General features: G+C 73.3%; 12 protein-coding genes. 4 read left to right on the top strand and 8 right to left on the bottom strand.

Features of this window, described 5'->3' with window-relative positions:
* The 6 genes from P2H44_RS02825 to P2H44_RS02800 all read right to left on the bottom strand — a co-directional run bounded on the left by P2H44_RS02825 (nucleotide 1) and on the right by P2H44_RS02800 (nucleotide 5,141).
* Nucleotides 1-444, bottom strand: coding sequence for a (2Fe-2S)-binding protein (locus tag P2H44_RS02825; RefSeq protein ID WP_275761898.1), 444 nt, complete (start codon nucleotides 442-444; stop codon nucleotides 1-3).
* Nucleotides 445-743: 299 nt separating this feature from the next.
* Nucleotides 744-1,676 (bottom strand): helix-turn-helix domain-containing protein, encoded by a 933-nt coding sequence (locus P2H44_RS02820; protein ID WP_275761897.1) that lies wholly within the window; start codon nucleotides 1,674-1,676, stop codon nucleotides 744-746.
* 214 nt (nucleotides 1,677-1,890) lie between these two features.
* The gene (gene minE, locus P2H44_RS02815; RefSeq protein ID WP_275761896.1) at nucleotides 1,891-2,190 is read right to left on the bottom strand and encodes a cell division topological specificity factor MinE; all 300 of its coding nucleotides are present in this window, start codon (nucleotides 2,188-2,190) and stop codon (nucleotides 1,891-1,893) included.
* Nucleotides 2,191-2,192: 2 nt separating this feature from the next.
* Nucleotides 2,193-3,008, bottom strand: a complete 816-nt coding sequence (gene minD, locus P2H44_RS02810; RefSeq protein WP_275761895.1) for a septum site-determining protein MinD — start codon at nucleotides 3,006-3,008, stop codon at nucleotides 2,193-2,195.
* Nucleotides 3,009-3,060: 52 nt separating this feature from the next.
* On the bottom strand, nucleotides 3,061-3,756 hold the full coding sequence (minC, locus tag P2H44_RS02805; RefSeq protein WP_275761894.1) for a septum site-determining protein MinC: 696 nt from the start codon (nucleotides 3,754-3,756) through the stop codon (nucleotides 3,061-3,063).
* A 482-nt stretch (nucleotides 3,757-4,238) separates the two neighbouring features.
* A complete protein-coding gene (locus P2H44_RS02800; RefSeq protein WP_275761893.1) occupies nucleotides 4,239-5,141 on the bottom strand; it encodes a LysR substrate-binding domain-containing protein in 903 nt (300 codons plus the stop codon).
* Nucleotides 5,142-5,280: 139 nt separating this feature from the next.
* Between P2H44_RS02800 and P2H44_RS02795 the strand changes: the two genes are divergently transcribed.
* The 3 genes from P2H44_RS02795 (at nucleotide 5,281) to P2H44_RS02785 (ending at nucleotide 9,714) form a co-directional block, all read left to right on the top strand.
* Nucleotides 5,281-6,510, top strand: a complete 1,230-nt coding sequence (locus P2H44_RS02795; RefSeq protein WP_275761892.1) for an aromatic ring-hydroxylating oxygenase subunit alpha — start codon at nucleotides 5,281-5,283, stop codon at nucleotides 6,508-6,510.
* A gap of 5 nt (nucleotides 6,511-6,515) precedes the next feature.
* Nucleotides 6,516-7,583 carry an FAD-binding oxidoreductase gene (locus tag P2H44_RS02790; protein WP_275761891.1) on the top strand — a complete coding sequence of 356 codons (1,068 nt, stop codon included), beginning with the start codon at nucleotides 6,516-6,518 and terminating at the stop codon, nucleotides 7,581-7,583.
* Nucleotides 7,584-7,674: 91 nt separating this feature from the next.
* Entirely contained in the window at nucleotides 7,675-9,714 is a 2,040-nt protein-coding gene (locus P2H44_RS02785) for an oxidoreductase (RefSeq protein ID WP_275761890.1), read from the top strand.
* A gap of 21 nt (nucleotides 9,715-9,735) precedes the next feature.
* On the opposite strand, the gene P2H44_RS02780 is transcribed toward P2H44_RS02785, so the two are convergent.
* Together P2H44_RS02780 and P2H44_RS02775 are read right to left on the bottom strand one after the other, a co-directional pair.
* Nucleotides 9,736-10,320, bottom strand: a complete 585-nt coding sequence (locus P2H44_RS02780) for a thiamine pyrophosphate-dependent enzyme (RefSeq protein ID WP_275761889.1) — start codon at nucleotides 10,318-10,320, stop codon at nucleotides 9,736-9,738.
* Entirely contained in the window at nucleotides 10,314-10,853 is a 540-nt protein-coding gene (locus tag P2H44_RS02775; protein ID WP_275761888.1) for a thiamine pyrophosphate-binding protein, read from the bottom strand. Before P2H44_RS02775 ends, P2H44_RS02780 begins: the two co-directional genes overlap by 7 nt.
* 247 nt (nucleotides 10,854-11,100) lie before the next feature.
* Between P2H44_RS02775 and P2H44_RS02770 the strand changes: the two genes are divergently transcribed.
* Entirely contained in the window at nucleotides 11,101-12,651 is a 1,551-nt protein-coding gene (locus P2H44_RS02770; protein WP_275761887.1) for an acetolactate synthase large subunit, read from the top strand.
* The last annotated feature ends 73 nt before the right edge of the window (nucleotides 12,652-12,724 follow it).

Here is a 12,724-nt window from a genome sequence, read left to right as displayed (position 1 = left end):
TCAGCCGACCGCGGTCTCGATGGCCGCGACGATGCGGTCGTAGGTCATGCAGCGGCACAGGTTGCCGCCCATGTGGTTCACGATCTCCTCGCGCGAGGGCTTCGGGTTCGCGGCGAGCAGCGCCGCCGCCTGCATGATCTGGCCCGACTGGCAGTAGCCGCACTGGGGAACCTGGCGCTCCACCCACGCGACCTGCAGGGGATGGCGGCCCTCGGGGTCCAGCCCCTCGATCGTGGTGACCTCGGCGCCCTCGGCGGCCGAGACCGGCGTCTGGCAGGCGCGCACGGCCGTGCCGTCCAGGTGCACCGTGCAGGCCCCGCACAGGCCCTTGCCGCAGCCGAACTTGGTGCCCGTCAGGCCCAGCGTCTCCCGGATCGCCCACAGCAGGGGCATGTCTTCGGGCACGTCGAGCTCGTGCCTCTCGCCGTTGATCGTCAGCTTCATGGTCGTCTCCCTGTCGGCGCGGACGTCTTGTTTGCGCCTGGCCGGGCCGCCGCGGCGCCGCGGACGCCGTCGGGCGTGCGGAGGCCGCTCGGGAACATGAAGGACGGGGCGGGCCGCGCCGGGGAGGCGCTCCCGCCGAGCCTGGCGGGCCGGCTGGGCGATCGTTCCTGCGCGAAAAGGTTGCGCGCAATGTCGCAGGGGGTCTTGGCCGATCGCGCCAGCCGGATGGGACTCCGACGACAAGCGCCCGCGGCGGGAACCGCGGGCGCAGGGGTGTTCGGGACGGGGCCGCGCCGGGTCTAGGCCGGGACCGTGCCCTCGCCGCGCGCGAAGGCCAGCGGCGTGCAGCCGTGCATCCGCCGGAAGGCGCGGTTGAAGTGGGAGAGGTCGTTGAACCCCGCCGCATAGGCGATTTCCGCCACCCGCGGCCGGGCGCCCCCGGCCCCGCCCGCGCGCAGCGCCGCGCGCACCCGGTCCATGCGCCGCGACATCAGCTCGTGCGAGAAGCTGGTGCCCCGGCTGGACAGGTCGCGCTGCACCTGCCGCTCGGACAGGCCCGCCTGCGCCGCGAGCGCGGAGAGCGAGAACTCGGGATCCGTCGCGCCGCGCTCGATCTCGAGGACCAGCGCCGTCGCCCGGTCGCGCGTCAGGTCCATGCGGTCGAGGGCGGGGGGCCCCGGCTCGCGGCGGAAGGCGAGGCGGGCGAGCTCCAGCAGGAAGCCGCGCTCGGTCTCGTCCTCCATCCGCTCGCGGTCGACGAAGCCCATGGCGGCGATCAGGGCGCGGCCGCGGACGTCGCCGGCGCGGCGCGCCTCGCCGATGGCGACGGCCTCGGGCGCCTCGCGCAGCAGCGCCTCGCGCGGGACATGCAGCGTGGTCATCTCCGAGCCGCCGGGATCGTAGCGCACCGCGATGGGCCGGCGCGAATCCAGCAGCGCGCAGTCGCCCGGCGCCAGCCGGCACACGCGCCCGTCGTGCTCGAACTCCAGCCAGCCCTCGAGCTGGCGCACCAGGTAGAGGCAGTCGACGTCGTCGCGCCGGATGCAGGCCCGGTCGCGGGCGACGAGGGGGTAGTTGGTGAAGATGCGGCTCATCTCCATGCCGCCCAGGAGCAGCTTGCCGAAGCCGGCGCGCCGGCGCCCGGCGTCCGGTCCGGGGTCGACGTCGAAGTTGCCGCAGAAGTCGCGCAGGGTCGCGCGCCAGGCCTCGAACTCGAGGTCAGCGTCCATCATCCGGCATCCTCCCAAACGCCGCGCCGGGTTGATCCCGGTCGTTTGCGTGCAGGGCGCCGGACCGCTCGCGGCCCGTCGTCGACGCCCCGCGTCCACCCGCGAGGATAGCCGAGGGGGTCGTATCGGTAAACTTTCGCGTGCGCCCGCCGCGCGGCGGGCGCCTCGCCCGGCCGGGAGAGGCGGCGGAGGCGCGGCCCCGGGCGGGCCGCGCCGATCAGCGCGCGCCCGAGGCCGCCTTGGCCGGTTTCGCCGCCGGGGCGGCGGGGCCGGTCCCGGGCAGGTCGATGTTGATCTCGAGCGTCGAGAAGTCGTCGCCCCGCTCGATGCGGATGTCGACGGCCTCCTTGCCCACCTTCATGTGGCGCTGGATCACCTCGATGATCTCGCGCTGGATCATCGGCAGCACGTCGGGGCTGGCGCGGCCGCCCCGCTCGTGCGCCAGCAGGATCGACAGCCGGTCCTTCGCGGTCTCGGCGGTCGTATCCTTGGGCGGGCGTCTGAAGAAGCCGAACATGCTCATGCCGTCCGGCCCAGGAGACGCTGGAACAGGCCGCGGCGCTCGCCGGGCTGCACCTTCATCTCGATCTGCTCGCCCACCAGGCGCGAGACGGCGTCCGTGTAGGCCTTCGCCGCAGGGGTCTTCTCGTCGAAGGTCACCGGCGTGCCGATGTTGGAGGCCTTCAGCACCGCCGGGCTCTCGGGGATGATGCCCAGCAGCGGGATCGAGAGGATCTCCTCGATGTCCTCGATCTTCATCATCTCGCCGCGCTCGACGCGGCCCTGGTCGAAGCGGGTCAGCAGCAGGTGCGGCTTCACCCCGCCCTCGCCCTGCTCGGCCCGGCGGGTCTTGCTCGCCAGCAGGCCGATCACCCGGTCGGAGTCGCGCACCGAGGAGACCTCGGGGTTGGTGACCACGATCGCCTCGTCGGCGAAATACATCGCCAGGTAGGCGCCGCGCTCGATCCCCGCGGGGCTGTCGCAGAGGATGTAGTCGAACTCCTCCGACAGCTCGTTGAGCACCGTCTCGACGCCGTCGCGGGTCAGCGCGTCCTTGTCCCGGGTCTGGGAGGCGGCGAGGATCGACAGGTTCTCCAGCCGCCGGTCGGTGATCAGCGCCTGCTTCAGCCGGGCCTCGCCCTGGATGACGTTGATGAAGTCGAAGACGACCCGACGCTCGCATCCCATGATGACGTCGAGGTTGCGCAGGCCCACGTCGAAGTCGATGACGACGGTCTTGTGACCGCGCATCGCGAGTCCTGCGCCGATGGCGGCGGTCGAGGTCGTCTTGCCGACCCCGCCCTTGCCGGAGGTCACGACGATGATCTTTGCCACGCTGGTTCTCTCTCCTGCTTGGGTCACTGGCCGCCGGGCTCGGCGGGCGGGCTCACTTGAGCGTCACGATCCGAAGCGCGTCGTCTTCCAGGAAGGCCTGCACCGGCTGCTGGACGTAGCCGTCGCCGATCTCCTCCCGCGTCTTGTAGAGGCCGGCGATGGCGATCAGCTCGGCCTCGAGGCTCTGGCAGAAGATCCGGGCCGAGGCGTCGCCGTGCACGCCCGCCAGCGCCCGGCCGCGCAGGCGGCCGTACACGTGGACGTTGCCATGGGCGATGATCTCGGCGCCCGAGCTGACCGAGCCGACCACGATCACGTCCCCCCGCTCGGCGTAGATCCGCTGGCCCGAGCGCACGGGCTCGGTCACCAGCACCGTGCCGGGGCCGGGGTCGACGGGCTCGGGGTCCGGCTCGGGCGACGCCTCGACGGGGGCGGGCTTGCGCGGCAGGGCCGCGTCGCGCCCCGCCGGCAGGTTCGCGAGCCCCGCGCGGGAGGCCGCGGCGCCCTGCGCCTCGGTCGCGTTCTGCACGGCGAAGGGGTTCAGGCCGCGGGCGCGCAGGTCGCGCAGCAGCGCCACGAACGGCCCGTCGGCGTCCAGCCCCTCGGCCTGGGCCAGGTCCAGCACCAGCGGCGCGTCCGAGAAGAAGCCGGGCGACTGCCGCAGCAGGTCGTCCAGCGCCGAAAGATAGGCCAGGCCGGGGGGACCCCCGACCGGCAGCGCCACCGCGGTGAGGAACCTGCCACGCACCTGGAGACGCTTCGACGCGAGGGATGCCACCTCGGCGCCGGTCTGCGCATTTTGCGACCGCACGATCGAACCTGCTCTACTGCTCCGGCATCCTGTTTCGGACGCTCTTGGGCGAAGCTCTAGCCCGTCCGCCGCCGCTCCGCCACCCTTGCCGCGGAACGACCGCCCCGAGGGCCGGAATGTCCGTCCGCCGCATGGGCCGGACCGCCGGGCGATGCCGCGCGCATGGCCGGCGCGCCGCAGCGGAAGCCGGAGCCTCGCCCCATCAAGCCCCCGCAAACATGGCGAAAGTTCGGAGCGGGGCTGAACGCCGAATGAGCGAGCGGGATGACGTTGCGGCGCCTGCCGACCGATGCGCCCGCGGCGCGCCGCCGCCCCGAGCGGCCCCGACGCCCGTCCCGTTCAGGCCTCCCCGGGCCCGACCGCGGGCCTCCCGCCGCCGGCGGACCGCGCGAGGCCCCGGGTCGGGCCCGGGGCGCCCCTCAGTCGCGCCCCCGCCCTTCCGCTCGCCCCTTCGGCGGCGCCAGCCAGTCGGCGAAGACGCGGGCCTCGGCCGAGGCGCGGGGGTGGACGGTCAGCACGAAGGCGTGGGGGGAGGGGATCGCCTCGGGCGTCAGGGCCTGGAGGTCGCCGCGCGCCAGCAGATCGCCCACCAGCCCGTCCCAGCCCAGCACGGCGCCCGCCCCGTCGCGGGCGAGCTGCAGGGCGATCATGTAGTTGTCCACCGCCACCCGCCGCCCCCGCGGCGCGGGCCGGCCCAGCGCCGCGAACCAGTCGGCCCAGCCGGTCCAGTCCGCCCCCTCGGACTGGAGGTGGATCAGCGGCGCGTCCAGCAGGTCGTCGATCCCCCGGATCCCGTGCCGCGCGGCGTAGTCCGGCGCGCCCAGCGCCAGGATCCGGTCGCGGAACAGCTCCCGCGCCTCGCCCTCGCCCCGCGGGGGGCCGTAGCGGATGCTCAGGTCGGGCCGCCCGCCCGGCGGCTCGGCGTCGGTGACGTTCTGGGAGACCACGATCTCCGGCCGGCTCCGCCAGAAGGCGGTGATCTGGGGGGTCAGCCAGAAGGCGCTGACCGCGGTGGTCGCCTGCACCACCACCTCCCCCGCCTCGCCGCGGCCGCGAAGCTCCTGCACCGCGTCCGACATGCCCGCGAAGCCGCGCTGGAGGGCCACGAACAGGAAGGCGCCCGCCTCGGTCAGCTCCACGCCCCGGTGCTGGCGCAGGAAGACGGCGCGGCCCAGCTCCGCCTCCAGCGCCCGGATCTGGTGGCTGACGGCGGCGGGGGTCACGTTCAGCTCGGCGGCCGCCTCCTTGAAGCTGAGGCGACGCGCCGCGGCCTCGAACACCACCAGCGAGGTCATCGAGGGCAGGTCGTAGGGCCGGGCCACGTCGCGTTCCTCCCTTGCGGCGCCGCAATCGGGACAGGTGAATTCATCTCGCCCGAGATGAAAATTTCTGCCGTTGCAGGCTTCGGGTTTCAAGCCCAACCGATCAGATCAGATAACCTCGCCAGCCGGAGCCAGCCCGATGACCGCCGCCCTCTCCGACCTGCTCGCCCGCCGTCGGCCCGGCCACGCGCTGGAGCGTCCGTTCTACACCGATCCCGATATCTTCGCCCAGGACCTGTCCCTGATCTGGGAGCGGGAATGGCTGTTCGCCCTGCCCGCCTGCCTGCTCGACAAGACCGGCGCCTACCACCGCCTGAAGGTCGGCCCCTGGGACGTGATCGTGGTGAAGGGCGCGGACGGCGAGATCCGGGCCTTCCACAACTCCTGCCGCCACCGCGGCTCGATCCTGTGCAAGGCGCAGACCGGCAAGGTCGCCAAGCTGGTCTGCCCCTACCACCAGTGGACCTACGAGCTCGACGGCCGCCTGCTGTGGGCGCGCGACATGGGGCCGGAGTTCGACGCCTCGAAGCACGGGCTGCGCCCGGTGCACGCGCGCCAGGCCGCGGGGCTGGTGTTCCTCTGCCTCGCCGAGACCCCGCCGGACTTCGAGGCCTTCGCCGCGATGGCCGAGCCCTACCTCGCCGTCCACGACCTGGGCCGCGCCAAGGTCGCCCACAGCTCGACCATCGTCGAGAAGGGCAACTGGAAGCTGGTGTGGGAGAACAACCGCGAGTGCTACCACTGCTCGGGCTCGCACCCGGCGCTGTGCCGCTCCTTCCCGCTGGATCCGGAGGTGGCGGGGGTGAACCCCGACGGATCGATCTCGCCCCGCCTGCAGGCCCATTTCGACCGCTGCGAGGCCGCCGGCGCCCCCGCCCGCTTCCGGATCTCGGACGACGGGCAGTATCGCCTCGCGCGGATGCCGCTGAACGCCTCCGCCGTCAGCTACACGATGGACGGCAAGCCCGGCGTGCGCCGCCCGCTGGGGCGCGTGGCGCTGCCCGACGCGGGCTCGCTGCTGTGCTTCCACTATCCGACTCTGTGGAGCCACTTCCTCCCCGACCACTCCCTGACCTTCCGGGTCACCCCGATCTCGCCCACCGAGACGGAGGTCACCACCTGGTGGCTGGTGGACAAGGACGCGGTCGAGGGCGTGGACTACGACCTGCCCCGCCTGACCGAGGTCTGGATCGCCACCAACGATGAGGACCGCGAGATCGTCGAGATGAACGCGGCCGGCATCAACTCCCCCGCCTACACCCCCGGCCCCTACAGCCCGGCCGAGGAATCGGGCGTGATCCAGTTCGTCGACTGGTACGCGCAGACGCTGGAGCGCGCGCTCGGCCCCCGCGCCGTCGCGGCGGAGTGAGCGCGATGAACGCTCGCGCTCAGCCCGCCCTCGCCTTCTGGACCGACGCAGAGCCGCTGGAATGCGTCGCCCGCCTGCCCGAGGCGCGCGACGTGGTCACCTTCACCTTCCAGGCCCCGTCCGGCGCGCTCTTCGCCTTCCGCCCCGGCCAGTTCCTGACGCTGGAGCTGCCGGTTGCGGGCGGGCCGCTGCACCGGACCTACACGATCTCCTCCTCCCCCTCGCGCCCCACCTCCCTGACGGTGACGGTGAAGGCGCAGGAGGGCTCGCTCGGCACCCGCTGGATGCTGGAGAACCTGCACCCCGGCATGCGGCTGCGCGCCGCCGGCCCCGCCGGCCGGTTCTCGTTCTTCGAGACGCAGGCGAAGAAGCACCTCTTCATCTCGGCGGGCTCGGGCGTCACGCCGATGATGTCGATGATCACCCACATGTACGACGGCGGGCGCGACCCCGACGTGGTGCTGATCAACTGCGCGCGCCGCCCCTCGGAGATCATCTTCCGCGAGCGGCTGGAGCACATCGCCTCCCGCATCACCGGCATCGAGCTCGCCTGGGTGGTCGAGGAGGCGGACCCCTACCGCCCCTGGACCGGCTACAGGGGCCGCTTCAACCAGCTGATCCTGGGCCTCGCCGCCCCCGACTACCTGGAGCGCGAGGTCTACTGCTGCGGCCCCGAGCCCTTCATGACCGGCGTGCGCGAGGCGCTGGCGGGGCTGGGCTTCGACATGGCCCGCTACCACCAGGAAAGTTTTACAGCTCCCCTGCCCGAGACCGGCGACATTCCCGACGACGTGACCCCCGACGAGGCGGTGGCCGCGCAGATCGAGTTCGCGGCCTCGGGCGTCGTCCACGCCTGCGCCCAGACCGACACGGTCCTGGCGGCGGCGCGGGCGGCGGGGCTGAACATCGCCTCGGGCTGCACCTTCGGCGTCTGCGGCACCTGCAAGATCCGCAAGACCGCCGGCGAGGTGCACATGGTCCACAACGGCGGCATCACCGAGGAGGACGTCGAGGAGGGCTGGATCCTCGCCTGCTGCTCCCACCCCATCGGCCATGTCACGGTGGACGTCTGACGCGCCGTCCGCCGCCGGGCGCGCCGCCGGTTTCGCCGCCGGTCTCGCCGCTGGGCGCGCCGGACCCTGAAAGACCGATCGAGAGGCCGAGATGACCCAGGATCCGCTGCTCCAGCCCTACCGGCTCAAGCACCTGACGCTGAAGAACCGGCTGATGATCTCCAGCCACGAACCCGCCTATGCCGAGGACGGGATGCCCAAGGCGCGATACCGCGCCTATCACGTCGAACGGGCGCGGGCGGGGCTGGGGCTGACGATGACCGCGGGCTCGGCCTCGGTCTCGCGCGACAGCCCGCCGGTGTTCAACAACATCCTCGCCTGGAAGGACGAGGTCGTGGGCTGGATGCGCGAGCTGGCCGACGAATGCCACGACCACGGCTGCGCGGTGATGATCCAGCTCACCCACCTCGGCCGCCGCACCCGCTGGGACAAGGGCGACTGGCTGCCGTCGGTCTCGGCGGGACCGGAGCGCGAGCCCGCCCACCGCGCCGTGCCCAAGACCGCCGAGGACTGGGACGTCGCGCGCATCGTGCGCGACTACGCCGACGCGGCGGAGCGGATGCAGGCCGCGGGCCTCGACGGCATCGAGCTCGAGGCCTACGGCCACCTGATGGACCAGTTCTGGTCGCCTCTGACCAACGCGCTGGAGCCGCCCTGGGGCGGCCCCGACCTGACCGACCGCATGCGCTTCGCCCTGACGGTGCTGGAGGCGATCCGCACGCGCGTGGGCCCCGACTTCCTGGTCGGCGTGCGCTATTCGGGCGACGAGATGACCGCGGGCGGCTTCGGCAAGGCCGAGGGGCTGGAGATCTCGCGCCGCCTGAAGGCGAGCGGCCTGGTCGACTTCCTCAACGTCGTGCGCGGCCATATCGACACCGACGCAGGGCTCACCGACGTGATCCCGGTGCAGGGGATGGCGAGCGCGCCGCATCTCGACTTCGCGGGCGAGATCCGGGCGGCCACCGACTTCCCCACCTTCCACGCCGCCAAGATCCAGGACGTGGCCACCGCCCGCCACGCCATCGCCTCGGGCAAGCTGGACGTGGTGGGCATGACCCGCGCCCACATGGCCGACCCGCACCTGGTCGCCAAGATCCTGCGGGGGGAGGAGGAGCGGATCCGCCCCTGCGTCGGCGCCAACTACTGCCTCGACCGGATCTACCAGGGGGGCATGGCGCTGTGCCTGCACAACCCCTCCACCGGGCGGGAGCTGGAGCAGCCCCACGCGCTGGAGCCCGCCGCCGCGCCCCGGCGCGTGACCATCATCGGCGCCGGCCCCGCGGGGCTCGAGGCCGCGCGCGTCGCCGCCGCCCGGGGCCACGCGGTGACGGTGCACGAGGCCGCGCCCCTGCCCGGCGGCCAGGTCCGCCTGACCGCCCGCACCCCGCGGCGGCGCGAGATGCTCAACCTGGTCGACTGGCGCATGGCCGAGGCCGAGCGCGCCGGCGCCGTCTTCCGCTTCAACAGCCTCGCCGACGAGGCGGTGGCGCTCGAGGGCGACCCCGACGTGGTGATCGTCGCCACCGGCGGCCTGCCCCACCTGGGCGACCTGAACGAGGGGGAGGAGCTGGTCGTCTCCGCCTGGGACATCCTCTCGGGCGACGCGGCGCCGGGGCGCGAGGCGCTGATCTTCGACGACGCCGGCGACTATCCCGCCCTGCAGGCGGCCGAGGCGCTGGCCGCCGCCGGCGCGCGGGTCGAGGTGGTGACCCGCGACCGCACCATCGCCGCCGAGGTCATGGCCATGTCCCTGACCCCCGCCCTGCGCCTACTCCAGGAGAAGGACGTGACCTTCACCCCGTCCTGGCGCCTCGCGGGCGTCCGGCGCGACGGCAACGCCCTGCTCGCCACGCTGGGCAGCGACTACGGCCCCGCGACGCGGGAGCGGCGGGTGGACCAGGTGGTGGTCAACCACGGCACGCGGCCGCTGGACGAGCTCTATTTCGCGCTGCGCCCGCTGTCCTCGAACCTCGGCGAGGTGGACTACGCGGCGCTGATCGAGCGGCGCCCCCAGGCGGTGCGCACCCACCCCGAGGGCGCCTTCCAGCTGTTCCGCATCGGCGACGCGGTCGCCGCGCGCAACACCCACGCCGCGATCTACGACGCCCTGCGCCTGGCCCGGACGCTGTAGGCGACCGGGCCGCGCGGCGCCTCAGTTCGGGGCCAACCCCAGGTTCGCCCGGAACCGGGTCTTGAGATAGGGCGCGTCGCGCGAGGGGAGGGAGCGGGGCGGCATCGCGGTCGAGATCTTCACCACGAAGAACCGCGGCCCCCCGGCCGGCGCCTTCAGGCGGGCGGCCAGCGCCTCGACCTCCTCCAGCGTGCGCGCGGTTCCCGTCTCGGCGAAGCCCGCGGCGGCGGCCATGGCGGCGAGGTCCACGCCCCGGCCGGTATGGCTGGGCTGGGCGCCCGTCTCGCCATACTGCTCGTTGTCGAGCACCACGACCGCCAGGTTCTCCGGCCCCGCCGCCCCGATGGTGGCGAGCGAGCCGAGCGCCATCAACTGCTCCCCGTCGCCGGTGATCGCCAGCACCCGTCGGCCGGGCTGCGCCTGCGCCACGCCCAGCGCCACGATGGCCGCGCCGCCCATCGCGCCCCACAGGTAGAAGTTGCCCGGATCGTCGCCGGCGGCGTGAAGATCCCAGGTCGGAGACCCCAGTCCGCTGACCACCAGCGCCCCGTCCCGATCCGCGAGAAGGGCCGTGACGGCGGCCCGCCGCTCCACCCCGCTCACCATTTCTTCGCCCCCAGCAGGCGCTGGCCCAGCAGGACCGCGATGCGCTGGTCGCCGCCGTAAGCCATCTGCGCGGCTTGGGCGACGGTCTCGACGACGTCCCCGGCGGTCTCGGCGCGCAGGACCGTGACGCCCATCGCCTCCAGCACCGTCTGCGTGGCGCGGCTCATCGGCACCTGCCAGGGATTGAACTCCCCCCACTCGCCCCGCATCGTCACCAGCATCAGCAGCGGCATGCGCGCCTGCTCTGGCAGGGACAGCATGTTGATGCAGTTGCCGACCCCCGAGCTCTGCATCAGCACCACCGAGCGCAACCCGCCCAGCCACGCCCCGCAGGCCAGCGCCACGCCCTCCTCCTCGGTCGAGAGCATCACGGTCTGCACGTCGTCGTCGGCGTGGAAGCGGCGGATCAGCTCGGCATGGCCGGCGTCGGGGACGTAGGAGGCGTGGCGGACGCCCGCCTCCTTCAGCACCCGGTGCAGGCCCGCGGGCCAGTCGGCGGTCGTCTGCGCCGAGACGGGGATGGCTTGGTTCAAGGCGGCTCTCCCGATGCGCCCGCCTCGTGCACCCGGGGGGCGTTCCGGGGGCGAGCCTAGCGCGACGGCCGGGCGCCGCGCCAGCCCGCATCCGGCCGGCCGGTCGACAAGGGGGCTCGACATCCGCCCGCCGACCGGTCCAATTTCGGCGGCCATTCTCCTCCGCCGCAGGCCTCCGCCGGCGACGCCCCCCTCTCCGATGCTCGACGCCGCGGGCGCCGCGCCTCCCAACCTGGAGCCCTGACCGATGAACGGCGCCGATCTTCTCTGCGACACGCTGCTGGCGAACGACGTGGACGTGTGTTTCTCGAACCCCGGCACGTCGGAGATGCACTTCGTCGCCGCCCTCGACCGCAAGCCGCAGCTGCGCTGCGTGCTGGGCCTGTTCGAGGGCGTGGTGACCGGCGCCGCCGACGGCTACGCGCGCATGGCGAACAAGCCGGCGGTGACGCTGCTGCACACCGGCCCGGGCCTGGCGAACGCGCTGGCCAACATGCACAACGCCCGCCGCGCGCGCACGCCGATGATCAACGTGCCGGGCGACCATGCCTCGTGGCACCTCGAGGCCGACGCGCCGCTGACCTCGGACATCGACGGGCTGGCCTGGCCGATGTCGCACTGGGTGGGCCGCGCCACCTCGCCCGAGGACGTGGGGCCGAAGACCGAGGAAGCCTGGACCCAGGCGATGGCGACCCGCGGGCCGGTGACGCTGATCCTGCCGGCGGATTCGGCCTGGGGCGAGGTCGAGGCGCGCACGCCGTCGAAGCTGCCGATGCCGGTGCCGCCGGCCATCGACGAGGGCCCCGTGGCCGCCGCCGCCGCGGCGCTGAAGTCGGGCAAGCGCTGCGCGCTGTTCCTGCAGCACCGGGCGCTTCGCGAGGGCGCGCTGGAGTGGGCGGGGCGCATCGCGCTGGCGACCGGCGCCGACCTCTTCCACCCGCAGTCCGACCGCGCCCAGCGCGGCGCGGGCCGGGTGGCGGCGCGGATGACCCCCTACAACGTCGACATGGCGATCCAGGCGCTGGCCCATGTCGAGGTCGCGATCTGCATCGGCGCGAAGAAGCCGGTGGTGTTCTTCGGCTATCCCGGCAAGCCCTCCTCCCCCCTGCCCGACGAGGCGGAGGTGATCCAGGTCGCCGAGCACGAGCATGACCTCGAGGACGCGCTGCGCCAGCTGGCCGAGGCCATCGGGCTGACCGCGAAGTCGCCCTTCAAGGCCAACGCCTTCGTGCAGAACGAGATCGCCGAGCCGACCGGGACCCTGACGCCGGCCACCATCGCCGCCGCCGTGGCCCGCCGCCTGCCCGAGAACGCCATCATCGTCGAGGAGTCGGTGACCTCGGCCGGCCCGCTGGCCGCCCTGTCGCCGGGCCTGCACCCGCACGACCACCTGCCCCTGACCGGCGGCGCCATCGGCGAAGGAATCCCGCTCGCCGTCGGCGCCGGCGTCGCCTGCCCGGACCGCAAGATCGTGGCCATGCAGGCCGACGGCTCGGGCATGTACACGGTGCAGGGCCTGTGGACCCAGGCGCGCGAGGAGCTGGACGTGGTCACCATCGTCTACGCCAACCGCGCCTACGCGATCCTGCAGGGCGAGATGCGCAACGTCGGCGTCAACGACTTCGGCGAGAACGCCAAGCGGATGCTGGACCTCGACCGCCCGGACCTCGACTGGGTGCTGATGGCCAAGGGCATGGGCGTCGACGCCGGCCGCGCCGAGACGATCGAGGAGTTCACCAAGCTCCTCGACCACGCGATGAAGACCAAGGGCCCGTTCCTGATCGAGGCGCGGATCTGACGCCGGGCGCCCCGGGCTCGCCCCGGGGCGCGCCTCCGTCGTCGGGGGCGCACGCCTCCGGCCTCGGGGACCG

It is taken from the genome of Albimonas marina, from assembly GCF_029223255.1.
Classification (GTDB): domain Bacteria; phylum Pseudomonadota; class Alphaproteobacteria; order Rhodobacterales; family Rhodobacteraceae; genus Albimonas.
This window is presented reverse-complemented; position numbering and strand designations above follow the sequence as displayed.

Coding starts and splice junctions, on each gene's coding strand:
- P2H44_RS02825 (WP_275761898.1), bottom strand. CDS start 444: ATGAAGCTGACGATCAACGGCGAGAGGCACGAGCTCGACGTGCCCGAA.
- P2H44_RS02820 (WP_275761897.1), bottom strand. CDS start 1,676: ATGATGGACGCTGACCTCGAGTTCGAGGCCTGGCGCGCGACCCTGCGC.
- minE (WP_275761896.1), bottom strand. CDS start 2,190: ATGTTCGGCTTCTTCAGACGCCCGCCCAAGGATACGACCGCCGAGACC.
- P2H44_RS02795 (WP_275761892.1), top strand. CDS start 5,281: ATGACCGCCGCCCTCTCCGACCTGCTCGCCCGCCGTCGGCCCGGCCAC.
- P2H44_RS02790 (WP_275761891.1), top strand. CDS start 6,516: ATGAACGCTCGCGCTCAGCCCGCCCTCGCCTTCTGGACCGACGCAGAG.
- P2H44_RS02785 (WP_275761890.1), top strand. CDS start 7,675: ATGACCCAGGATCCGCTGCTCCAGCCCTACCGGCTCAAGCACCTGACG.
- P2H44_RS02780 (WP_275761889.1), bottom strand. CDS start 10,320: ATGGTGAGCGGGGTGGAGCGGCGGGCCGCCGTCACGGCCCTTCTCGCG.
- P2H44_RS02770 (WP_275761887.1), top strand. CDS start 11,101: ATGAACGGCGCCGATCTTCTCTGCGACACGCTGCTGGCGAACGACGTG.